This is a genomic window from Massilia hydrophila, assembly GCF_020208145.1.
Taxonomy (GTDB): domain Bacteria; phylum Pseudomonadota; class Gammaproteobacteria; order Burkholderiales; family Burkholderiaceae_D; genus Telluria; species Telluria hydrophila.
The window spans coordinates 81612-103362 of record NZ_JAHYBX010000004.1 but is presented as its reverse complement, the minus strand read 5'-3'; the positions used below and the strand labels follow the sequence as shown (position 1 = coordinate 103362).

The following is a 21751-nucleotide window of genomic DNA, read 5'->3' as shown; positions in this document are numbered from 1 at the left end:
CATGAAAGCCATGATTTTCGCCGCCGGCCGCGGCGAGCGCATGCGTCCGCTCACGGACGCCTGCCCCAAGCCGCTGCTCAAGGTGCGCGGACGGCCGATGATCACCTACCACGTGCTGAACCTGGTGCGCGCCGGGATCACCGACATCGTCATCAACCACTCGCACCTCGGCCACATGATCGAGCAGGAGCTGGGCGACGGCAGCAGGTACGGCGCGCGCATCCGCTACTCGCACGAGCCGGTGCCGCTCGAGACCGCGGGCGGCATTGCCAACGCCCTGCACCTGCTGGGCGACGAGCCCTTCCTGGCGGTGTCGGGCGACATCTATGCGCCCTACTTCGACTTCTCGCAGGTGACCGACGTCCTGAAGGACAAGGACATGCTGGGCATTCCCTACCCTCCCGACAAGCGCGACATCGCCTGGCTGTGGCTCACGCCCAATCCCTGGCACAACCTTGACGGCGACTTCGCGCTCGACATGTACACGCTGCGCAACGACGGCGACGTGAAGTGGAACTTCGCCGGCATCGGCGTCTACCGCCCCGAGATGTTCGACGGGATCAAGGCCGGGGAATTCGTCAAGTTCGGCCCCCTGATGCGCAAGTTCATCGAACAGGGCCGCGTGGGCGGCGAGTTGTACCAGGGTCCGTGGGTCAATGTCGGCACCGCCCAGCAGCTGGAAGAATTGAACGCGCCGCTGGCGGCCAAGACGGGGTCATGACCGCGGTTCCGGCTACCTGGATCGAACGCCGGGCGCGCCTGGCGGCGCGCATGCAGCCCGGGTCGGCGGCGGTGCTGGCCACCGCCCCCGAAGTGCTGCGCAACGGCGACAGCGAGTATCCCTACCGGCACGACAGCTATTTCTATTACCTGAGCGGCTTTGCCGAACCGGAAGCGGTGCTGGTGCTGCTGGCCGCAGCGGGCGATGCGCCGGCCCGCTCGATCCTGTTCTGCCGCGAGAAGAACCCGGAACGCGAGATCTGGGACGGCTACCGCCACGGCCCGGAGGGCGCGCGCATCGCCTTCGGCTTCGACGAGGCCTATCCCATCGGCGAACTCGATGCGAAGATGGCGCAGCTGCTGGCCAATGTGCCGGCGCTGTACTATGCGCTCGGCCACAGCGCTGCGCTCGACGCCCAGGTGGCGGGCTGGCTCAGGGCGGTGCGCGCCCAGGGCCGCAGCGGCGTCGCCGCGCCATCCTCCATGCACCACCTGCCAGCCATGCTCGACGAGATGCGCCTTGTCAAGGATGCGGGCGAACAGGGGCTGATGGAGCGCGCCGCGCGCATTGCGGCCGGCGCCCATGCGCGCGCGATGCGGTTTACGCGCCCCGGCGTGTTCGAGTACGAGATCGAGGCCGAACTGCTGCACGAATTCCGCCGTCACGGCGCCCAGTTCCCGGCATATACCCCGATCGTCGCGTCGGGCGCCAATGCCTGTGTCCTGCACTACAACCAGAACAGCCGCCATTGCCGCGCGGGCGAGCTGGTGCTGGTCGATGCGGGCTGCGAGTTCGATGGCTATGCCTCGGACATCACCCGCACCTGGCCGGTGAACGGTCGTTTCAGCCAGGAGCAAAAAGCCTTGTATGAGCTGGTGCTGCGCGCGCAGGACGCGGCCTTTGCCGCGATCGTGCCTGGGCGGCCCTACAGCGGCATGCACGAGGCGGCGCTGCGGGTACTCACCGAAGGCATGCTCGACCTGGGCCTGCTCGACCGGTCCAGGTATGGCTCGCCAGAAGACGCGATCGCCGACAAGGCGCACCTGCAGTTCTACATGCACGGCACCGGACACTGGCTCGGGATGGACGTGCACGACGTCGGGCCCTACCGCGACATGGCCGCGGCCGAGCGTCCTTCGCGCCCGCTGCTGCCGGGCATGGCGCTGACCGTGGAGCCGGGCATCTATGTGCGCCCTGCACCAGGCGTGCCGGAAGCGTACTGGAACATTGGCATCCGCATCGAGGACGACGTGATCGTCACCGACGGCGCTTGCCGCGTGCTGTCCGCGGATGCGCCGAAGGGCGTGGCGGAGATCGAAGCCTGGATGGGAGAAAGCTGATGGCGGACGACGAGATCCTCGACGTCGATGTGGCGGTGTGCGGGGCCGGCCCGGTGGGCCTGGCGCTGGCGGCCTTCCTGGCGCAGCGCGGCGTGGCGGGCAGCCGCATCGCCCTGGTCGACGGCAAGTCGCTGGGCCAGGCGATCACGGACCCGCGCTCGATCGCGCTGTCCTGGGGCAGCGTGCAGCTGCTCGAGGAAGTGCGCGCCTGGCCGCTGCCGGCCACGCCAATCCACGAGATCCACGTCTCGCGCCGCGGCCAGCTTGGACGCAGCCTGATGGACCGGTCCGAGCACGCGCTGCCGGCGCTGGGCTATGTGGCGCGCTACGGCGACGTGGTGGATGCGCTGGCGCGCGCCTGCGACCAGGCCGGCGTGCGCACCCTGCGCCCGGCGCGGGTTTCGTCCTTTGACGAGGGGGCGGATTCGGTGCGCCTGTTGCTGGACGATGGCCGCCATGTCGATGCGCGGGTGGCGGTGCAGGCCGAGGGTGGCGTGTTCGGCCAGCAGGAAGGCAAGGCGCGGCAGCGCGACTACGGGCAGACGGCGATCATCGCCCGCGTGAGCGTGAGCGAGCCGGTGCCGCACCGCGCGTTCGAGCGCTTCACGGACGAGGGCCCGCTGGCGCTGCTGCCGCAGGATGGCGGCGACGGGCACGGGTATGCGCTGGTCTGGTGCATGCGTCCGGAGCGCGCGCTCGATGTCCAGCTGCTCGACGACGCGGATTTCCTGGCCCAGCTCGGCGACGCCTTCGGCACCCGCGTGGGCCGTTTTACCGCCAGCTCGCCCCGGGTCGCCTTCCCGCTCGGCCTGAACGCCGAGGCTCGCGCCACCGGCCGCACGGTTGCCATCGGCAACGCCGCCCAGACCCTGCATCCGGTCGCCGGCCAGGGCCTGAACCTGGGCCTGCGCGACGCCGCCGTGCTGGCGCGCCAGCTGGCCCGCGGCGCCACGCCCGCCGCGATCGAGGCTTTCATGACCGCGCGCGCGCAAGACCGCCGCCTGACGATCGCCCTGACCGACACCATGGCCCGCATCTTCGCCGGCCGCGGCCCGCTGCAGCCTTTGCTGGGCATGTCGCTGGCGGCCCTCGACGCCGTCAAGCCAGCCCGCCTGCTGCTGGCCGAACTGATGATGTTCGGCCGCCGCTAAACCCACAGTGGGGTCAGAGTCGAATTATTTGCCAAGATCTTTCAATTAACTGTACGTGGGTCATTAACCATAACGGCAAGCAGGTGATTGAAAGCTCGTGCTCGAAAATTCGACACTGACCCCAATTGCGCTTAGAGGCGAAAAACGGTGTCGCGGCCTGGTGCGGCGTCTTCGTGGAACAGGTCAGCCAGGTATTCAGCCAGTCCCTCTTCGCTTACCTCAATTGGGATGACGAAATCGGCTGGGCGGCGCGTACCATCGCTCCCAGGATAAAAGGCCTGCCACGATCCCGCTTGCCCAGCGATGCCGACGATCTTGCCGAAGACCTTAAACAACATATGGGGTCAGCGTCGAATTATTGGCCAACAGCCTAGGATCAGTTGAGGAGGCGCCATGTTTCCTGCGATGACGACCGATCTCCGGGTCAATTGGTAAATAATTCAACTCTGACCCCAATAAGGTTTAGTCGACGGCCTTGACCATCGCTTCGATGACCTTCTTGGCGTCCCCGAACACCATCATCGTATTGGGCTGGTAGAACAGGTCGTTGTCCAGGCCCGCATAGCCCGAGGCCATCGAGCGCTTGTTGACGATGATGCTCTTGGCTTTATAGGCCTCGAGGATCGGCATCCCGGCGATCGGCGACTTCGGGTCCTTGGCCGCCGGGTTCACCACGTCGTTCGCGCCCAGCACCAGCACCACGTCGGTCTGGCCGAACTCGCCGTTGATGTCTTCCATTTCCACCACCTGGTCGTAGGGCACTTCGGCCTCGGCCAGCAGCACGTTCATGTGGCCCGGCATGCGGCCCGCCACCGGGTGGATCGCGTAGCGCACCTGCACGCCATGCTCGACCAGCTTGTCGACCAGTTCCTTCACCGAATGCTGGGCACGCGCCACCGCCAGGCCATAGCCGGGGACGATAATGACCGATTCCGCGTTCTGCAGGATGAAGGCGGCGTCGTCGGCGGAACCCGATTTCACCGGACGCTGCTCTTTCGCGGCGCCGTCGTCCACCGAGGCCTCGCCGCCGAAGCCGCCCAGGATCACGTTGAAGAAGGAGCGGTTCATCGCCTTGCACATGATGTACGAGAGGATCGCGCCGCTCGAACCCACCAGTGAACCGGCGATGATCAGCATCGAATTGTTCAGCGAGAAACCGATGCCCGCCGCCGCCCACCCCGAATACGAGTTCAGCATCGATACCACCACCGGCATGTCGGCGCCGCCGATCGGGATGATGATCAACACGCCCAGCACGAAGGACAGCGCGGCCATGACGATGAACGGGGTCCAGGCTGGCGCCACATTGTCGTCGAAGCAAAACAGCAGCCCCAGCCCGATGATCGCGATCGCCAGCACCAGGTTCAGGATATGCTGCCCGGCGAAGCGCACTGGCGCGCCCTGGAACAGGCGGAATTGATATTTGCCCGACAGCTTGCCGAAGGCGATCACCGAACCGGAAAAGGTCACCGCACCCACGAAGGTACCGATGAACAGTTCCAGGCGGTTCCCGAATGGCAGCGCGCCGCCACGCTCGGCGATGTTGAAAGCCCAGGGCTCGGACACGGCGGCAATCGCGATGCACACGGCGGCCAGGCCGATCAGCGAGTGCATCGCCGCCACCAGTTCGGGCATCTTGGTCATCTCGACCCGCTTCGCGGCCACGGCGCCGATCGCGCCGCCCACCACCACGCCCAGCAGCACCAGCGCAAAGCCCATGCCGCTGCCGGTCGCAAGCTGCGCCTGCAGTTTCAGCATCAGCGCAATGGTCGTGACGACCGCGATCGCCATCCCGGCCATGCCGAAGGTATTGCCGATGCGTGCCGTCGCCGGTGAGGACAAACCCTTCAATGCCTGGATGAAGCAGACCGAGGCCACCAGGTAGAGCAGTGTCACGACGTTCATGCTGATGAAGTTCATGCCCGCTCCTCCGTCGCAGTCTTCGCGGCCGCCGGATCGCCGGACCGTTTCGGCTCCTTCTTCTTGAACATCTCGAGCATGCGGCGCGTGACCATGAAGCCGCCGAATACATTGACCGCGGCCAGCGCCACCGCGATGGTGCCGGCCACCTGCCCGGCCAGGCCTTCGGTCAGTCCGGCGGCCAGCATGGCGCCGACGATGATGATGGCCGAGATCGCGTTGGTCACCGCCATCAGGGGCGTGTGCAGCGCGGGGGTGACGTTCCAGACCACGTGGTAGCCGACGTAGATGGCCAGCACGAAGATGATCAGGTTGATGATGGTGTGGCTGATGTCCATGCTTCGCTCCTCCGGTCCGGTTCTTAAGTGCGTAACACTGCGCCGTCCGCGCACACCAGGGTGGCGCGCACGATCTCGTCCTCGCGGTCGATCACGAAGCGGTCTTCCTTGTCGATGACGAGCTTGAGGAAGTCGAGCACGTTGCGCGCGTACAGGGCCGAGGCATCGGCCGGCACCAGCGCCGCCAGGTTCGGCTCGCCGATGATGTGCACGCCGTGCCGGCATACCGTCTGGCCCAGTTCCGCCAGCGGACAGTTGCCGCCCTGCTCGACCGCCATGTCGACGATCACCGAGCCCGGCTTCATGGCCTTGACCGTGTCTTCGCCGATCAGGATCGGCGCGCGGCGGCCCGGGATCAGGGCGGTGGTGATGACGATGTCGGCCAGTTTGGCGCGCTCGTGCACCAGCGCAGCCTGGCGCTGCATCCAGCTGGCGGGCATCGGGCGCGCATAGCCGCCCACGCCTTGCGCGATGTCGCGCTCCTCGTCAGTTTCGTAAGGCACGTCGATGAACTTGGCGCCGAGCGACTCAACCTGCTCCTTCACGGGCGGGCGCACGTCCGAGGCTTCGATCACGGCGCCTAGGCGCTTGGCCGTGGCGATCGCCTGCAGGCCGGCGACGCCCACGCCCATGACCAGCACGCGCGCGGCCTTGACGGTGCCGGCCGCCGTCATCAGCATCGGCATGAAGCGCCCATAGGTGTTCGCCGCCAGCAGCACGGCCTTGTAGCCGGCGATGTTGGCCTGGCTCGACAGCACGTCCATCGACTGGGCGCGCGTGATGCGCGGGGCTGCCTCGAGGGCGAAGGCGGTGAGGCCGGCACCGGCCAGCTGCGCCAGGTTCTCGGTATCGAAGGGATTAAGCATGCCGACCAGGACGCTGCCGGGACGCATCCGGGCGCGCTCGGCGCCGTCCGGGCTGCGCACCTTGAGCACCAGCTCGGCGCCGAGGGCGCTGGCGCCATCGACGATGGTGGCGCCAGCGGCCTCGTAGGCGGCATCGGGACAGGAGGCGCGCAGGCCGGCACCACTTTCCACCAGCACCTGGTGGCGTACGGCCAGCTTCTTGACGGTTTCGGGAGTTGCAGCCACGCGGGTCTCGCCCGGCCGGGTCTCGGCCGGTATGCCAATTCTCATGAATCCCTCCGTTCAGTGGACCATTCTGGCCACAATCTACCATGTAATTACGACAATTGCTCGACATCAAATACCAAAAAATTAATATTCAATTCTGGCAAAGGCGCCCGAATGTAACCAGCCTGGCGGCTTTGCAGTTTGCAATGAATCAAGGCGATTTAACGACAGGCAAGCGCACCGTATCGGGCACGGATGAGCAGAGCTGCCCGCTGTCAAGGTAGAATGTCGGCTCATTTTCAAGGACGCGCATGACCGATATCTTCAAACCATCCGTGACCGTCGCTGCGATCATCGAGCGCGATGGACGCTTCCTGCTGATCGAGGAAGAGACGAGCGAGGGCGTGAAGCTGAACCAACCGGCGGGTCACCTCGACCCGTACGAGTCGCTCGAGCAGGCGGTGGTGCGCGAAGCGCTGGAGGAAACGGCGCACGAATTCATCCCGACCGCGCTGGTGGGCATGTACATGTCGCGCTACCATTCGAAGTCGCGCGGCACCGAAGTGACCTACCTGCGCTTCACCTTCTGCGGTCATGCCGGCCGCGAACTGGACCAGCCGCTCGACGAAGGCATCCTGCGCACCATGTGGATGACGCGCGACGAGATCGCCGCCTCTGCCTCCCGCCACCGCAGCCCGATCGTGCTGCAGTGCGTGGACGACTACCTGGCCGGCCACCGTACCCCGCTGCACCTGCTGTACACCCATCCTTCGGTCTTCGAAGGCGGAATCTAAAAGAACGGAAGCGAAGTCAAACAAGATGAGCAAGAAAAAAGTCGTGATCGGGATGTCGGGCGGCGTCGACTCCTCGGTCGCGGCGTGGATGCTGAAGGAACAGGGCTATGAAGTGATCGGCCTGTTCATGAAGAACTGGGAAGACGACGACGATTCGGAATACTGCTCGACGCGCCAGGACTGGATCGACGCGGCCAGCGTGGCCGACGTGGTCGGCGTGGACATCGAAGCCGTCAACTTCGCCGCCGAATACAAGGACCGCGTGTTCGCGGAATTCCTGCGCGAGTACCAGGCCGGCCGCACCCCGAATCCGGACGTGCTGTGCAACGCCGAGATCAAGTTCAAGGCCTTCCTCGACCACGCAATGAAGCTGGGCGCCGACCTGATCGCGACCGGCCACTACGCGCGCGTGCGCGAGAACGACGGCCGCTACGAGTTGCTCAAGGCGTTCGACCACACCAAGGACCAGAGCTACTTCCTGCACCGCCTGAACCAGGCCCAGCTGTCGAAGTCGCTGTTCCCGCTGGGCGAGATCCCGAAGACGGAAGTGCGCAAGATCGCCGAGCGCCTGCAATTGCCGAATGCGGCCAAGAAGGATTCGACCGGCATCTGCTTCATCGGCGAGCGCCCGTTCCGCGACTTCCTGAACCGCTACCTGGCACACAAGCCGGGCCCGATGAAGCTCGACACCGGCGAAACCGTGGGCGAACACATCGGCCTGTCGTTCTATACGCTCGGCCAGCGCAAGGGCATCGGCATCGGCGGCTTGAAGTCGCGCAAGAACGCGGACGGCACCAGCGAGCCATGGTTCGTGGCGCGCAAGGACGTGGCCAGCAACACCTTGTACATCGTGCAGGGACACGAGCATCCATGGCTGCTGTCGCCGCGCCTGGAAGCGGGCCAGGCCAGCTGGATCGCGGGCGAAGCGCCCGTTGATGGAAAAGCACTGTCGGCCAAGACCCGCTACCGCCAGGCCGACGTGGCCTGCAGCGTGCATGCCGGCGGCATGGACCGTTTCGCGCTCGATTTCGAGGAAGCGCAGTGGGCGGTCACGCCAGGACAATCGGCCGTGCTGTACGACGGCGACGTATGCCTGGGCGGCGGAATTATCGATACCGGCGCAAGCTGATTCCCTAGCGTGGACGGCCTGGCCGTCCACCTACCGGACCGCGAGCCACTCCGCCAACGAGGCCGGCGCCATCGGCCGTCCATAGTAATAACCCTGCGCCTCGTCGCAGCCCGCCGCGCGCAGCAGCTGCGCCACTTCCTCCGTCTCCACGCCTTCCGCCACCACCCGGTGCCCGAGGTCGTGCGACAGCTTGATCATGGTCGCCACCAGCGCACGCGTGCGCTCGTCTTTTGCCATGCCGCGCACGAAGGACTGGTCGATCTTGACCACGTCGGCCGGCATCTCCTGCAGGTAGGCCAGGCTGCTGTAGCCGGTGCCGAAATCGTCGATCGCGATCTTCACGCCGCCAGCCACCAGCCGCTCCATGGTTTCCCGCGCCGCCTTCGGCTTGCGCATCAGGGCACTCTCGGTCAGCTCCAGCGCCAGGCTGGCGGCCGGCAGGCCATGGCGCGCCAGGCCGTCCAGCACGCGCTCGCAGAAATCGGGTTCCTCCAGGTTCACGGCCGACACGTTGACCGCCACCTGCAGCGCCACGCCCGCCGCGCGCCAGGCCACCAGCTGGCACAGCGCCGCTTCCAGTACCCATTCGGTGGTGGCGCGTGCGAGCGAGGTGCTTTCCACGATCGGGATGAACTCGGCCGGCGACAATGCGCCCTCATCGGGATGGGTCCAGCGCAGCAGTGCTTCCACGCTGCGGCAGGCGCCGGTGTGCAGGTCGATCTTGGGCTGGAAAGCCAGGTGCAGCTCGCCCGGCTGGGCCAGCGCGCGCCCCAGTTCGCCGATCAGCCAGAAGCGGCGCTGGTAGGCCGCGTCGAGCTCCGGCGAGAATATGCGCAGGCCGGATTCGGCGCTCAGCGCGTCGTGGACGGCACTGTGCAGGTTGCGCAGCAGGTCGAGCGGCGCCTCCTCGCCCACCGCGAAGCGCGCCAGGCCGACGGTGGTCGTGGTGAGAAAACGGGTGCCGCGGGCGGCGGCCGATTCGCCCAGCCAGCCGAGCAGGCTGCCGCTGAAGCGCACCAGCGTGGAATCGGCGGGCGCCAGCAGTACGAACTGGGCGGTGCCCACATGGTAGACCTTGCCGCCACCGGCGAAACGGCGCATTGCCGGCACCGCGGCCCGCACGATCTCGTCCAGGTGCGCACTGCCCATCACGCGCATCGCGTCGCTCAGCTGTTCAGGGCTGGCCAGGCTGACCATGGCCGCCAGCTGGGCCGTCCCTGCCGGCAGCGCCAGTGCCAGGTCGCGCACGTCGCTGACAAACTGGTTCCGGTTGGGCAAGCCGCTGATCGGATCGATCCGGCCAAGCGCGTGCTGGAGTTCGATCTGCGCCATCGCCATTGCCGCCAGGTCCTGCAGCGCGGCGCGGTCGGCCTCGCTGACGCTGCGGGGTTCGAGCCCGAGCACGCACATCGCGCCCAGGCAGTGGCCGGTCCTGGTCACCAGCGGTGCGCCGAGATAGAAGCGCACGCCGCTATCGGCCAGCGGACTGTCGCGGAAACACGCATCCTCGAGCAGGTCCGGCACTGCCAGCAGTTGGCCGCTCTCGGCCACCGCCGCGCAGGGCGCGCGCAGGCGCGGGATCTCGCTGTGTTCGACCCCGACCTTCGACTTGAACCATTGGCGGTCGGCGTCCGTCAGCGACACCGCGGCGATCGGCAATCCGAACAGTTGCGTGGCCATGCGCGTGATGCGGTCGAAGGCCTCGCTCGGCGCGGTGTCGAGCAGTTGCAGCTGGTGCAGGGCGTCGAGCCGGGTCATTTCCCGCACTGATGGGTCGAACGGGGGCGTCATGGGGTGGGCTTGGTGCTGCCAGTGCGTTGAATGTATTTATCGAAAATGATGATCACGATGAAGATTCTGCGTTATTTATCGCTGGGCAGTCAATGTTTTTTCACATTAATAATCATTTTCGTCAGATAGTGTGGGATATCGGGTAGAATGGCCGCATCGACTACCTATAACGACAAGCATGAGCGAGGACGACCCGATCCTGACGACACGCGAAGCGGCGCAGTTGCTGGGCGTGGCCGTCAGTACCGTGCAGATCTGGATGGAAAGCGGTGCCCTGCCGGCCTGGAAGACCCCGGGCGGCCACCGGCGCGTGCGCCTGAGCGCGGTGCGCGATCTGCAGTCGTGCCAGCGGCGAGAGACAGCGGAACCGGACCCTGGCGCAGCGCCCGCACCTGGCCATGCGCTGCTCGACACGGCGCCCGAGGAAGCCTTCGACCGCCTGGCGCGGCTGGCCGCCCAGGTGACGGATTGTCCGATGGCGCTGGTGACGGTGCTGACCCCGCGCCGCCAATGGTTCAAGGCGCGCGTCGGGCTCGCGTTACGGGAGACTCCACGCGAATGGGCATTCTGCAACGAGGCGCTGGCCAGCGGCGAGACCTTCGTCGTGGGCGACGCCGCCAACGATGCGCGTTTTGCCGATCATCCCCTGGTGACGGCGGCGCCGCACGTGCGCTTCTATGCCGGCGTGCCGCTGGAAGACGCCCACGGCCGGCGGATCGGCACCTTGTGCGTGCTGGACCGCGAGCCGCGCCGCCTGCGCGCGCGCGAACTGCGGGCGCTGCGCGAACTGGCGGCGATCGCCTCGGACGAGATCAAGCGGCGCGGCTGACGCGGCGCACCTTCTTATTCCGGCTTGTTGGAGGCTGCGGCCTGCTGCTTGCGCACCACCGCGATCACGGTGTTGCGGATGGTCTTGAGCACGGCGTCGGCCTTGAACGGCTTGACGATGAAGCCATGCACGCCGCGCTGCAGGGCATCCTGGACCGCGGCGGCATCGAGCGTGCCCGAAACAATGAAAATCATCGCCTTCGGCAGCTGGGCGCGCAGTTCCTCGACGATGCGGCTGCCGTCCTCGACCTGCTCGCGCGCGATGCAGACGATCTGCGGGCGGTGCTTGAGCGCCAGCGCGCAGCCCAGCAGCCCGGTATGGGTCTGGGCCACCACCTCGTAGCCCCCTTCCATCAGCACCGTGTTGAGCAGGCCGCGCGAGATGGCGCTGCCGTCCACGATCAATGCCTTGAGCATTGCCTTACCTCCCGGTCCCAGTGCGCGTCATGCCGATTCATATGCGAGCATGTTCCAGCTGACCCCCAGCCGCACATCGGTCCTGAGTTCGACCAGCCGGCGCGACAGGACCAGTATCTCACGCTCGGCGCGCAGCCGTTCGCCCAGCGGGGTCTTGAGGATGCCGGCGCCGGCCATCACCGCATCCAGGCTGCCATAGGCATTGAGCAGGCGCGCCGCGGTCTTCATGCCGATCTTCGAGACGCCCGGCACGCCGTCGGTGGGGTCGCCCATCAGCGCCAGCAGGTCGTGCAGCAGCTCCGGCGCGACGCCGAAGCGCTGGCGCACCCAGGCGTCGTCGTGCCATTCGTTCTTGAAGTGGTCCCACACCAGGGCCCCGTGCGCGATCAGGATGTGCAGGTCCTTGTCGGTGGTGGCGACGATCGCTTCGCCGCGCCCTTCCTGCAGCCAGCGCATGACGCCGGTGGCGATCACGTCGTCGGCCTCGACCTCGGGCACGGCCAGCACCTGCAGGCCGGCCTGGCGCAGGCGCTGGTGGAACTCCGGCAGGGCTTCGCGCAGCGGGGCGGGCATGGCGGCGCGTCCCTCGCGGTAGCGCGGATACAGGGCATGGCGCCAGTTCGGGCCGCCGTAGTCGAAGGCGGCCAGCACGTGGGTGGGCGCGTGCGCTTCCAGCACGTTGCGGAAGGACGAAAAGGCGTGGCGCAGCGCGATGCTGGCCTTCAGGTCGGAATCGGGCTCGGGGCTGGCCTCGTACACGCGACGCACGATGTTCAGGCCATCGATCGCGAGCAGCTTTCCCTGTTTGCTCATGTGATGCGCTTGTCGGAGATGGTTGCGGCGCCGTCATGATAAACCGGGCGGCGCGCGCAGCAAAGCGGGCTGCTTCCGCTACCGCCCCGCCGTGGCGGCGCAGGCCAGCGCCAGGAAAGAACGGGGAACGCGTGACTTCATCATGTTCCGAAAGGTGTGTAGTCGATTCCGCCTTCGATGGCGGCGATCACCTGGGCGCGGTTTTCCGCGCTCTCGGCAAACTGCGCCAGCAGGTCGGCGCGCGAATAGCCCGCGCGGATGGCCGAGACCCAGAAGTCGAAGCCGGCCTGCTCGGGCGCGCGGTGCAGCACGTTCTGGTACAGCTTGCCGACGAATTCCTCGGCCGTGGGGCTGGCACCATACAGCCTGATGGCTTCGTTTGACTGCAGGAAGCCGTTCGCCACTTCCACCAGCGAAACGCCATTGTCCATGTTGAACATCCAGAAGCTCAGGCCCGGAACGTCCGGCTTGCGGTCGAACGCGGCCTGGTACACGCGGTAAGCCTGGCCCGCCGCGCCGTCGATATCGAGAGCCACCGCGCTGCCGTCGCCGAACAGCACGCGCTCGATCTCGACCAGGTGGTCCTTGCCGCCGGCCTTGGTGGCGCTGACGCTGCCGTCCTCGTTGCGGGCGAAGCTGACGCTGGCGCGCGCTCCCGCATAGCTCAGCACATCCACCCCGGCGCCGCCGTTGATGTGGTCCCAGCCGGCGCTGGCGGCGATGCGGTCGTTGCCGGCGCCGGCCAGCACCGTGTCGTCGCCCGCGCTGCCGGCCAGGCTGTCGGCGCCGGCGCTGCCGTCCACCGTCGCGAGCAGCGGCCGCACGGCGACGAAGGCGGTGTAGTCATTGCCGCCCTTGGCGTCGGTGACGGTAAAGGTGAAGCGGTCCTCGGCGGCATAGCCGCGCTGCGGCGTATAGACGTAGCTGCCGTTCGCGGACACGGTCACGCTCCCATGCGCCGGCCCGCTCTTGAGCTTGTAGCTCAGGGCCGCGCCATCGCTCGACTCCGGCAGCTTGCCGGAGGTGCTTCCGTTCTGGTCGACCTCGATGCTGGCGTCGGCGGCCAGGCCGGCGTTGTTCCAGCTGATGGTCATGTCGGCGAAGCGCAACTTCTCGATGTTGGCCAGGCTGTCGAAGCCCCAACTGCCGTCGCGCGCGGTGACGAACACCTTGCCGAAGCCGGTGCTGAGCAGGTAGTCGGCGCGCCGGCCTTCGAACACGGCGGTGTCGCTGCCTTCGGCGCCGTCGATCCAGTCGTTGCCCAGGCCACCGCGCAGGACGTTGTCGCGGCTGTTGCCGGTGAGGACGTCGTCGAAGGCAGAGCCGACCGCCGCCTCGATCCAGGTGCCGGGCGTGATGGCCAGGTTGTCGACCGCCACCAGCCCCGCCTGCGTGACGCCCACGCTCGACAGGGCCCCCGGCGCCAGGTTGATCGAGACGCCGACGCGGGAGGCGGAGGCGTCGATGCTGTCGCTGCCGCCATCGTCGGTGATGCTGGACTGCCCTTCGATGCGGCTGGCGCCGTAGCGGTACACGGTATCGCCCTCGGCCGCGCTGCGGCTGCCGTACAGGTGGCGCAGGGCCGCGACATCGAGCGCGCCCCAGGTCGAGCGGAACAGGCCGTCGGCGCTAGCGCCCTGCGCCATCACCGAGTAGTTGCCGACGTCGTACTGCGCGCGCCACTGGGCCGCCCAGGCGTCGCCCGGATCGACGTTGCGCGGATGGCGCAGGCCGAGCGCGTGGCCGATCTCGTGCATCAGCGCGGCATAGCCTTCCGAGCCGGGGCGCAGGTCGCGCACCGAGTCGACGTCCATCCAGACCTGGCCGGCGTTGGCCTGGCCCGGCATCCCGGCCACGCCCCTGGTCGTGGCCTGGGCGCTGGCGCCGAACAGCAGCTTGGCGTCGCCGGGAGCGACTTCGCGGAACACCAGGCCGGTGAGCTGGGCGATGCTGTCGAGGATCGCGCGCACGGCCGTCTTCTGCGTGTCGTTGAAGGCGGCAAAACCGGTGGCGCCCGGGCCGCTGGCCGGCGCCGCGGTGGCGAAAGCGAAGCTTAGCTCAACCCCGGTGCCGAGCGCGCTGCCAGCGTTCCAGCGCTGGCTGTCCAGGCCCACCAGGCCTTCCTTTGCCATCTGCTCGGGCTTGATGAAATCCGACAGCGCATAACTGTAGTTCCAGCCGATGCCGATCCGTTCGTAATTGCTCATCTCGACCCGGAACCCGGCCCACTGGGACGAGGTGACCGTGGCGCGGGTGCCGTCGATGCTGACCTGGATGTCGAAGGCGGACAGGTCGATGCCCTCGTAGTAGATCGGCAGCCACAGCACGTCGTCGCCGCCGCGTCCATCGGTGACGGTGAGGCCGCCGGCGCCCACGGTGATGTCGTTGCCGTTGGCGTCGCCGTACAGCGTGCCGCCATACCAGGAGCCGGTGACGTTGCGCACCCCGACCAGGGTGTCGCGCGTGCCCCAGCCGTCCAGGGCGTAGCCTGCGGCGAGGTCGACGAAGACCTCGGCCGGGCTGTCCCAGTAGCCAACGCCCACCGAGCGCCAGGTATCGGGCGAAGCCAGCTTCTCGATCCGGTCGTTGCCCGGTCCACCGAGCACGTTGCCCTGGTAGATGCGGACGATGTCATCGCCTTCCAGGGCGAGATAGGTGTTCCATTCGTCCAGGTTCCCTTCCTGGACGATGGTGTCGTTGCCTTTCGTTCCCTTGATGTCCATGGCGCTCAGCGTCCCGTCATGCGTGCAGCAGGTTGATGGTTTTCTGGCTGAAGTTCGCCAGGTTCGGGAACACCTTGCCCAGTTCGCCCGCCGGCAGTCCCAGCCACTGCATCAGCGTGGCGCCCACCTGGTCGGTCGAGATGGTCGGCACGAAGCGGCCGCCGCCGTTCGGGTCGGCGTCGTCCGGTCCGCCCAGGGTCAGGCTCGGCAGGGTGCCGACCACCTGGCCGCCGCGTACCGGGCCGCCCATCGCGAACCAGTGGTTGCCCCAGGCGTGGTCGCTGCCGCCGCCGGACGCCTGGCGCAGGGTGCGGCCGAAGTCGCTCATGGTCAGCGACACCACGTTCTGGTCCAGGCCGGCGGCCACGTTGGCCTGGTCGAAGGCGCGCAGCGCGCGCGCCAGTTCGGCCAGCTGGGCATCCTGGCTGGTCGGGCCGGTGCCACGCTGGGCGGCATGGGTGTCGAACTGGCCCCACTGCACCAGAAAGACCTGGCGCCGGAAACCGCGCTGCCGGAACACCGGCAGCAGGGAGGCCAGCTTGCGCAGCGAGACGCCCAGCTCGCCGCTGCCGAAGTCGCCGGCCGGCGCCTTGGCCGCCTGGGCGGCCTGGGTGAACAGGGTCGATTCCTGCACCGCGCGCCCGAGGGTGCGCGCATACTCGGCCTCGTAGTGGGCGGCGAACTGCCAGCGCGCCATGCGGTTGAGCGACTGCGCCGCCGGCCGCTGCGGCTCGGCCAGGTCGGCCTGTCCCCAGTAGCGCGATTCGCCCCGGCTGAGGAAGGACACCGGCGAATTGCGGCCCAGTACCAGGGTGCGGTCGGTGCTCATGGTCACCGCGCTGACCTGGCTGCGCAGCGCCGTCGGCAGCAGTTCCAGCGCGCGGCCGGCCCAGCCGCTGCCATCCTCGTCGCCCAGCCAGCCCTGCTGCCACATCACCTGGTCGCTGTGCGACAGCAGGAAGGACGGCACCGGCACACTGCGCTCGATCACCTGGCGCGCCGTGGCCGGCGCCACCAGCGGGCCTGCATTCGCGATCCAGGCCAGGCGCCCGCTGTTGTACAGCTGCGCCAGCGGCGCCAGCGCCGGATGCATGCCGTAGGTATGGCCGCCGCTGCTGCCCGCCAGGGGCGTCAGCACGTTCCTGCCGATCGCCAGTTCCGGGCGGGCGGCGGCGTAGTCGTTGTAGGCGCCGTCGGTCGGCACCAGGCTGTTCAGGCCATCGTTGCCGCCGGCGAGGAAGACCACGACCAGCGCGCGGTAGTCATCGCCGGCCGCATAGGCGGGAGCGGAGTCGAGCAGGCTCGAGGCGCCGAGCAGGCCGAGCACCGGCGTGGCGCCCGCGAAACGGAGAAAGTGGCGGCGGTCCATCAGCGGATCACTCCATAGTAAGGGGTCAGCAAGGCGTACTGCAGCAGGCTGATGGCTTTGTATTCGGGCGTGTCGCCCGCCGTATTCGGCGCCAGCTCGATCAGGCTCTGGCGCAGGCTGGCCGGCATCGCGCCGCGGAAGTAGCGCTCGCTGACCAGGTCGGCGAAGGCGCCGGGCGAGGTACTGAACGCGCTGCCGAAGGCCGCCGCATTGCAGGCCGTGCCGGCGCGCCTGACGGCGCCGGGGAAGCCGGCCAGCCGCCAGGACAGCTCTTCGGAGGTCAGCAGGCGCTGTTCCGGCGCCAGCAGGTTGCTGCCCGGCGCGCGGTCGGTCGGCAGGTAGTAGCTGAACACGCTGGCAGCGTCGAAGGGACGCTGCGAGCCCGGCACCATGACGCCGGTTCCATCATCCCAGGTCATTTCCTGCTTGCAGCCCAAGCCGCGCAGCAGGCCGGTGTACCAGAGTAGCGGTTCGCGCATTTTCCCGAACTGCAGGCTATCGTTGCCGGGCTCGTCGCCGCGGCGCGCCTCCGGGTCGAGCAGGATGGCCTTGAGCACCGCCTTCATGTCGCCGGCGACGCCCTGGCCATTGTTGCGGAACACCGTCGCCACCCGGGCAAGATAGGCCGGGCTCGGGTCGCTCGTGACCAGGTGCTGGATCAGGCGCAGGCTGACGAAGGGCGCGATGTTCTGGTGCGACATCAGGACCGACACGATGGTATCGAGTTCCTGGCGCGCATCGGCGCCGGCCGGGAAGCTGCGGCCCAGCACGGTCTTGGGACCGTAGTCGTGCGCGGCGCGCCAGCCGTCCGGCACCAGCTCGCCGTCGTAGCGGCGGTAGTCGGTGCGGTCGAAGGCGCCGCGGAAGCTCCAGCCGGTCAGGGCCCGCGCCAGTTCTTCCACATCCTTCTGGCTATAGGTCTCGACCGGCTTGCCGGCCGCGTCACGCTGTATGCTGCCGTCGAGGTTGAGCTTGACGACGCCCAGCGTGAACAGCTGCATCAGCTCGCGCGCATAGTTCTCGTTCGGTGCGCACCAGCGGCATTCGTCGCTGGTGGGGCGGTTCTCGAGGTTGTCGAGATACACGCCCATCGACGGATTCATTGTGATCGCGCGGATCAGCTCCCCGTAGTTTCCGAAAGCCTGCTTCTGCAGCAGGTTCGAATAGGCGATGCCGCCGAAGGCCTCGACCTTGTTGGTCGACACGACCAGGAACTGCGACAGCGCCCAGCTGACCCGGCGACGCAGCTGGTCGGGCACGTTGAGGAAGGAGGTGTACAGCTGGCGGTTGAGGTAGCGCCAGGCGAAATCGGCCTGTTTCGGATCGAAACTGTCATACTGGGCGATCGGAGCGGTATCGATCAGCGAGGGCGGCATGGCGAACTGCTCGTCGATCCAGCGCTCGAAGCCCTTGGCCTGGATGTCCGCCACGAGGGCGGGCGTGGCGCCGAAGCTGACCTGGTCGGCGAAGCGCGCCGCCGCGTAGCGCGTGACCGGACTCGCGGCAACCGGCTTGACCTGGCCGGCCGAGGCGGTGAAGGAGGTGGCGGGCGGGCCGGCTTCGCGGCTGCAGCCGGCCGCAAGCAGCAGGACGGCAGGAATCAGCCAGGCCCGCGCGCGGGAAAGGCGTAAGGAGGTGGGCATGGGAACTCCGGCGTCGGCAATGTATTTATTATTGCACGGCAGAGTTCGTTATCAAGTATGAAAAACCCTGTGGCTGCCAGCCTTGTGGTCAAAAAAATACTCATCCGGCATACCCATGCCGGATGAGCGCTGGCGGCGATTCCCTATCGCCCCGCCCCGGCCTGGTACCAGGCGCGCACCATCTCGCGTTCGGCCTGGGTCATGCTGGTCTGGTTCCCGTAGGGCATGAACTGGGTCTCGACCACGTTGACGTAGATGCGGCGCGCATCGGCCAGGATCTGTTCCGGGGTGTCGAAGCGGATGCCGCGCGGGGCGCTGTGAAAGCCCGGCATGGTCGGCGTCACCGAATGGCAGGCCACGCAGCGCGCGCGCACGATCGCCTGCACCCGCGGGAAGGCGGGCGACGCGGCCACCTGCGCCAGCGCCTCCTGCACCAGCGCGCTGGCCTCGACCTCGGTGGTAGCCACGGTCACCTTGCCCAGCACCTGGCGCAGCGCCGCCACCGCGGCCTCGCCGTGGTAAGTCGCCGCGCGCTCGGGCGTATCCAGCGCGGTGGTGAAAGCGGCCGCCACCTCGGCCTTGCGTTCGAACATCCGCAAGTCGTCGATGTGGGCGCCAGCCAGCAGCGCCACCGGCACCTGGCCGCGGGTGAGGATGCCCTTCTCCAGCGCGCCGGCCCAGAAGGCCAGGCCGCCGGGATCGGGTTCGCGGTTGAACAGGTTGCGGTACATGGCCGTCACCGCGGCTTCGTGTTCGCCGGAATACAGGGCAAAGGCTTCCGGGCTCTCGGCCAGGCTGTCGAGCACCTGGCGCAGTCCGGGATCGGCATCATAGCGCCAGTACATGGCGCCCAGGTCCATCGGCAGCATGGCGCGGCTGCTGGCGCCGGCGAAGAACTGCAGCCCGGCCGGATCGGCGGCGCGGCCCAGGTAGGCCAGATAAAGCTGCTGGGCGATGCGCTCGTGGTCGGCCTGCGCGACCGGCACCGGGGTGGCGGTGCGTGCAGGCGGCAGGGGCTCCTCGACGGCGCTGCCGCCGCAGCCGGCCAGCAGCGTGGCGGCGCAGGCCAGCGCCTGGAAAGAACGGGAAACGCGTGACTTCATCATGTTCCGAAAGGTGTGTAGTCGATTCCGCCTTCGATGGCGGCGATCACCTGGGCGCGGTTTTCCGCGCTCTCGGCAAACTGCGCCAGCAGGTCGGCGCGCGAATAGCCCGCGCGGATGGCCGAAACCCAGAAGTCGAAGCCGGCCTGCTCGGGCGCGCGGTGCAGCACGTTCTGGTACAGCTTGCCGACGAATTCCTCGGCCGTGGGGCTGGCGCCATACAGCCTGATGGCTTCGGCCGACTCCAGGAAGCCCTGTGCGACCGAGATCACGTCCACGCCATTGTCCAGGTTGTAGAGCCAGAAACCGAGGCCGCCCGCGTCGGCCGGACGGTCGAACGCAGCCTGGTAGATGCGGTAGGTCTGGCCGGCCGCGCCGTCGATATCGAAGGCCACCGCCGTCTTGTCGCCGAACAGCACGCGCTCGACATCGACCAGGTGGTCCCTGCCGCCGGCTTTGGTGGCGCTGATGCTGCCATCCTCGTTGCGTGCCAGGGTGATGCTGGCGCGTCCCCCCGCGTAGCTCACCGTGTCGACCCCGGCGCCGCCGTTGATGTGGTCCCAGCCGGCGCTGGCGGCGATGCGGTCGTTGCCGGCGCCGGCCAGCACCGTGTCGTCGCCGGCGCTGCCGGCCAGGCTGTCGGCGCCTTCGCCGCCGCCAACCGTGGCCGACAGCTGGCGCACGGCGACGAAGGCGGTGTAGTCGTTGCTGCCCTTGGCGTCGGTGACGGTATACGTGAAGCGGTCTTCGGCGGCGTAGCCGCGCTCCGGCGTATAGACGTAGTTGCCGTTCGCGGACAGGGTCACGCTGCCATGCGCCGGCGCGCTCTTGAGCTTGTAGCTGACGACCGCGCCGTCGCTCGCTTCCGGCAGCTTGCCGGAGGTAGCAGCGTTCTGGTCGACGCCGATGCTGGCGTCGGCGGCCAGGCCGGCATTGTTCCAGCTGATCGTGATGTCGGCGAAGCGCAATTTCTCGATGTTGACCAGGGTATCGAAACCGGAGCTGCCGTCGCGCGCGGTAACGAACACCTTGCCGAAGCCGGTGCTGAGCAGGTAGTCGGCGCGCCGGCCTTCGAAGACGGCGGTGTCGCTGCCTTCGGCGCCGTCGATCCAGTCGTTGCCCAGGCCGCCGCGCAGGACATTGTCGCGGAGGTTGCCGATCAGGAGATCGTCGTAGGGCGAGCCGACCGCCGCCTCGATCCAGGTGCCGGGCGTGATGCCGAGGTTGTTCACCGCCACCGCACCCGCCGCGCTCACCCCGACGCTCGACAGGCTGCCCGGCGTCAGGTCGATCGACACGCCAAGGACCGAGCTGGAGGCGTCGATGCTGTCGTTGCCGCCATCGTCGGTGATGCTGGTTTGCGCCTGGAAGCGGGTGGCGTCGAGCGCATAGACGGTGTCGCCGGCGTTCGCGGCGCGGCTGCCGTACAGGTGGCGCAGCGCGGCGATGTCGAGCGCGCCCCAGGTCGAGGGGAACAGTCCATCGCTGCTGGCGCCGTGGGCCATCACCGAATAACCGGTGACGTCATCCTGCTCGCGCCACTGGGCGCTCCAGGCATCGCCCGGATCGACGTTGCGCGGATGGCGCAGGCCGAGCGCGTGGCCGATTTCGTGCAGCAGGGCGGCGTAGCCTTCCGAACCCGGGGTCAGGTCGCGGACCGAGTCGGTATCCATCCATACCTGGCCCGCATTGGCCCGGCCCGGCATGAAGGCAATGCCCTTGGTGCTGGACTGGTCGCTGGCGCCGAACAGCAGTTGGGCGCTGCCCGGAGCCTGTTCACGAAAACTCAAGCCTGTGAGCTGCGCCACGCTGTCGAGAATGGCGCGCACCGCCGCCTTCTGCGCGTCGTTAAAGGCCGCGAAACCGCTGGCGCCAGGACCGCTGGCCGGAGCGCTGGTGGCAAAGCCGAAGCTCAGTGCGATGCCGGTACCGAGCGGACTGCCAGCGTTCCAGCGGTTGCTGTCGGCGCCGACCAGGCCTTCCTTCGCCATTTGTTCGGGCTGGATGAAATCGGCCACCGCCACGGTGATATCCGTGCCGCCGACGGTCAAGCGCTCCACGTTGCTGAACGTGAGCTTGAACTCCGGCCTGCCGGCCCAGGTCAGGACACCGCTGCGTCCGTCGATCGAGACGGCGATCCTGAATTCGGACAAGGTCAGGGCCCGGCCACCGTTCTGGTCGCGAAAGTCCGGCAAGACGACCAGGTCGTCGCCGCCCCGTCCATCGACCACGGTCTCGCCGCCGCCCACGAAGAAATCGTTGTCAAGGCTGGTGCCGTAGAGCTGGTTGTTGCCCCAGCTCCCGGCTACCTTCTGGACCCCGACCAGGGTGTCGCGCGTGCCCCAGCCGTCCTGTGCCCAGCCGGCCTCGAGGTCGACCACGACGTTCCCCGGGCTATCCCAATAGGCGGCGGTCAGCAGGCGCCACCAGTCGCTGCTGGGCAGTTGTACGATGCGGTCGTTGCCGGCTCCGCCAAGGACGTTGCCGAGATAAACCTGGATCTCGTCGTCGCCGCCCAGGGCAAGGTAGTTGTGCCATTCACCCTCGAGCACGGTATGGACGTACCGGTCCTTACCTTCGGTAAGCTTGATATCCATG

At 67.7% G+C, this 21751-nt stretch carries 18 protein-coding genes; 6 read left to right on the top strand and 12 right to left on the bottom strand.

Annotation, left to right across the window (positions count from 1 at the left end):
* Window position 1 precedes the first annotated feature (1 nt).
* Genes murU through LE190_RS12390 form a run of 3 tightly spaced genes read left to right on the top strand, consistent with a single transcriptional unit; the run spans window position 2 to window position 3212 of the window.
* Window positions 2-721: an N-acetylmuramate alpha-1-phosphate uridylyltransferase MurU gene (gene murU, locus LE190_RS12400; RefSeq protein ID WP_225238994.1), complete on the top strand. Its 720-nt coding sequence runs from the start codon at window positions 2-4 to the stop codon at window positions 719-721.
* Window positions 718-2061: an aminopeptidase P N-terminal domain-containing protein gene (locus tag LE190_RS12395; RefSeq protein WP_225238993.1), complete on the top strand. Its 1344-nt coding sequence runs from the start codon at window positions 718-720 to the stop codon at window positions 2059-2061. Before murU ends, LE190_RS12395 begins: the two co-directional genes overlap by 4 nt.
* Window positions 2061-3212 carry a UbiH/UbiF/VisC/COQ6 family ubiquinone biosynthesis hydroxylase gene (locus LE190_RS12390; protein ID WP_225238992.1) on the top strand — a complete coding sequence of 384 codons (1152 nt, stop codon included), beginning with the start codon at window positions 2061-2063 and terminating at the stop codon, window positions 3210-3212. Before LE190_RS12395 ends, LE190_RS12390 begins: the two co-directional genes overlap by 1 nt.
* Before the next feature lie 131 nt (window positions 3213-3343).
* Here LE190_RS12390 and LE190_RS12385 read toward each other — a convergent pair whose 3' ends face one another.
* The 4 genes from LE190_RS12385 to LE190_RS12370 form a co-directional block, all read right to left on the bottom strand.
* Entirely contained in the window at window positions 3344-3550 is a 207-nt protein-coding gene (locus LE190_RS12385) for a DUF7661 family protein (protein WP_225238991.1), read from the bottom strand.
* Window positions 3551-3674: 124 nt separating this feature from the next.
* On the bottom strand, window positions 3675-5132 hold the full coding sequence (locus tag LE190_RS12380; protein WP_225238990.1) for an NAD(P)(+) transhydrogenase (Re/Si-specific) subunit beta: 1458 nt from the start codon (window positions 5130-5132) through the stop codon (window positions 3675-3677).
* Window positions 5129-5470 carry an NAD(P) transhydrogenase subunit alpha part 2 gene (locus tag LE190_RS12375; RefSeq protein WP_225238989.1) on the bottom strand — a complete coding sequence of 114 codons (342 nt, stop codon included), beginning with the start codon at window positions 5468-5470 and terminating at the stop codon, window positions 5129-5131. Before LE190_RS12375 ends, LE190_RS12380 begins: the two co-directional genes overlap by 4 nt.
* 23 nt (window positions 5471-5493) lie before the next feature.
* On the bottom strand, window positions 5494-6606 hold the full coding sequence (locus LE190_RS12370; RefSeq protein ID WP_225238988.1) for a Re/Si-specific NAD(P)(+) transhydrogenase subunit alpha: 1113 nt from the start codon (window positions 6604-6606) through the stop codon (window positions 5494-5496).
* A 248-nt stretch (window positions 6607-6854) separates the two neighbouring features.
* Here LE190_RS12370 and LE190_RS12365 point away from each other — a divergent pair, with 248 nt between their 5' ends.
* Window positions 6855-7337, top strand: coding sequence for an NUDIX hydrolase (locus tag LE190_RS12365; protein ID WP_225238987.1), 483 nt, complete (start codon window positions 6855-6857; stop codon window positions 7335-7337).
* Between the two features lie 25 nt (window positions 7338-7362).
* Window positions 7363-8466 (top strand): tRNA 2-thiouridine(34) synthase MnmA, encoded by a 1104-nt coding sequence (gene mnmA / locus LE190_RS12360; RefSeq protein WP_225238986.1) that lies wholly within the window; start codon window positions 7363-7365, stop codon window positions 8464-8466.
* Between the two features lie 30 nt (window positions 8467-8496).
* On the opposite strand, the gene LE190_RS12355 is transcribed toward mnmA, so the two are convergent.
* A complete protein-coding gene (locus LE190_RS12355) occupies window positions 8497-10257 on the bottom strand; it encodes a sensor domain-containing phosphodiesterase (RefSeq protein WP_225238985.1) in 1761 nt (586 codons plus the stop codon).
* A gap of 178 nt (window positions 10258-10435) precedes the next feature.
* On the opposite strand from LE190_RS12355, the gene LE190_RS12350 reads away from it, so the two are divergent.
* Complete coding sequence (locus tag LE190_RS12350) at window positions 10436-11086, top strand: GAF domain-containing protein (RefSeq protein WP_225238984.1); 651 nt, start codon at window positions 10436-10438, stop codon at window positions 11084-11086.
* A gap of 14 nt (window positions 11087-11100) precedes the next feature.
* On the opposite strand, the gene LE190_RS12345 is transcribed toward LE190_RS12350, so the two are convergent.
* The 7 genes from LE190_RS12345 to LE190_RS12315 all read right to left on the bottom strand — a co-directional run bounded on the left by LE190_RS12345 (window position 11101) and on the right by LE190_RS12315 (window position 21750).
* A complete protein-coding gene (locus LE190_RS12345; protein ID WP_225238983.1) occupies window positions 11101-11502 on the bottom strand; it encodes a response regulator in 402 nt (133 codons plus the stop codon).
* 27 nt (window positions 11503-11529) lie between these two features.
* Window positions 11530-12315 (bottom strand): 5'-3' exonuclease, encoded by a 786-nt coding sequence (locus tag LE190_RS12340; RefSeq protein ID WP_225238982.1) that lies wholly within the window; start codon window positions 12313-12315, stop codon window positions 11530-11532.
* A gap of 140 nt (window positions 12316-12455) precedes the next feature.
* Window positions 12456-15038: a DUF4214 domain-containing protein gene (locus LE190_RS12335; protein ID WP_225238981.1), complete on the bottom strand. Its 2583-nt coding sequence runs from the start codon at window positions 15036-15038 to the stop codon at window positions 12456-12458.
* A gap of 16 nt (window positions 15039-15054) precedes the next feature.
* Entirely contained in the window at window positions 15055-16407 is a 1353-nt protein-coding gene (locus LE190_RS12330) for a DUF1501 domain-containing protein (protein ID WP_225238980.1), read from the bottom strand.
* Window positions 16407-18050 carry a DUF1800 domain-containing protein gene (locus LE190_RS12325; protein ID WP_225238979.1) on the bottom strand — a complete coding sequence of 548 codons (1644 nt, stop codon included), beginning with the start codon at window positions 18048-18050 and terminating at the stop codon, window positions 16407-16409. Before LE190_RS12325 ends, LE190_RS12330 begins: the two co-directional genes overlap by 1 nt.
* 143 nt (window positions 18051-18193) lie before the next feature.
* Window positions 18194-19156 carry a DUF4214 domain-containing protein gene (locus tag LE190_RS12320; RefSeq protein WP_225238978.1) on the bottom strand — a complete coding sequence of 321 codons (963 nt, stop codon included), beginning with the start codon at window positions 19154-19156 and terminating at the stop codon, window positions 18194-18196.
* The gene (locus tag LE190_RS12315) at window positions 19153-21750 is read right to left on the bottom strand and encodes a DUF4214 domain-containing protein (protein ID WP_225238977.1); all 2598 of its coding nucleotides are present in this window, start codon (window positions 21748-21750) and stop codon (window positions 19153-19155) included. Before LE190_RS12315 ends, LE190_RS12320 begins: the two co-directional genes overlap by 4 nt.
* Between the last annotated feature and the right edge of the window lies 1 nt (window position 21751).

Excerpts from the sequence above, each read along its gene's own strand:
- murU (WP_225238994.1), top strand. The coding sequence starts at position 2 with ATGAAAGCCATGATTTTCGCCGCCGGCCGCGGCGAGCGCATGCGTCCG.
- LE190_RS12395 (WP_225238993.1), top strand. The coding sequence starts at position 718 with ATGACCGCGGTTCCGGCTACCTGGATCGAACGCCGGGCGCGCCTGGCG.
- LE190_RS12390 (WP_225238992.1), top strand. The coding sequence starts at position 2,061 with ATGGCGGACGACGAGATCCTCGACGTCGATGTGGCGGTGTGCGGGGCC.
- LE190_RS12385 (WP_225238991.1), bottom strand. The coding sequence starts at position 3,550 with ATGTTGTTTAAGGTCTTCGGCAAGATCGTCGGCATCGCTGGGCAAGCG.
- LE190_RS12380 (WP_225238990.1), bottom strand. The coding sequence starts at position 5,132 with ATGAACTTCATCAGCATGAACGTCGTGACACTGCTCTACCTGGTGGCC.
- LE190_RS12375 (WP_225238989.1), bottom strand. The coding sequence starts at position 5,470 with ATGGACATCAGCCACACCATCATCAACCTGATCATCTTCGTGCTGGCC.
- LE190_RS12370 (WP_225238988.1), bottom strand. The coding sequence starts at position 6,606 with ATGAGAATTGGCATACCGGCCGAGACCCGGCCGGGCGAGACCCGCGTG.
- LE190_RS12365 (WP_225238987.1), top strand. The coding sequence starts at position 6,855 with ATGACCGATATCTTCAAACCATCCGTGACCGTCGCTGCGATCATCGAG.
- mnmA (WP_225238986.1), top strand. The coding sequence starts at position 7,363 with ATGAGCAAGAAAAAAGTCGTGATCGGGATGTCGGGCGGCGTCGACTCC.
- LE190_RS12355 (WP_225238985.1), bottom strand. The coding sequence starts at position 10,257 with ATGACGCCCCCGTTCGACCCATCAGTGCGGGAAATGACCCGGCTCGAC.
- LE190_RS12350 (WP_225238984.1), top strand. The coding sequence starts at position 10,436 with ATGAGCGAGGACGACCCGATCCTGACGACACGCGAAGCGGCGCAGTTG.
- LE190_RS12345 (WP_225238983.1), bottom strand. The coding sequence starts at position 11,502 with ATGCTCAAGGCATTGATCGTGGACGGCAGCGCCATCTCGCGCGGCCTG.
- LE190_RS12340 (WP_225238982.1), bottom strand. The coding sequence starts at position 12,315 with ATGAGCAAACAGGGAAAGCTGCTCGCGATCGATGGCCTGAACATCGTG.
- LE190_RS12335 (WP_225238981.1), bottom strand. The coding sequence starts at position 15,038 with ATGGACATCAAGGGAACGAAAGGCAACGACACCATCGTCCAGGAAGGG.
- LE190_RS12330 (WP_225238980.1), bottom strand. The coding sequence starts at position 16,407 with ATGGACCGCCGCCACTTTCTCCGTTTCGCGGGCGCCACGCCGGTGCTC.
- LE190_RS12325 (WP_225238979.1), bottom strand. The coding sequence starts at position 18,050 with ATGCCCACCTCCTTACGCCTTTCCCGCGCGCGGGCCTGGCTGATTCCT.
- LE190_RS12320 (WP_225238978.1), bottom strand. The coding sequence starts at position 19,156 with ATGATGAAGTCACGCGTTTCCCGTTCTTTCCAGGCGCTGGCCTGCGCC.
- LE190_RS12315 (WP_225238977.1), bottom strand. The coding sequence starts at position 21,750 with ATGGATATCAAGCTTACCGAAGGTAAGGACCGGTACGTCCATACCGTG.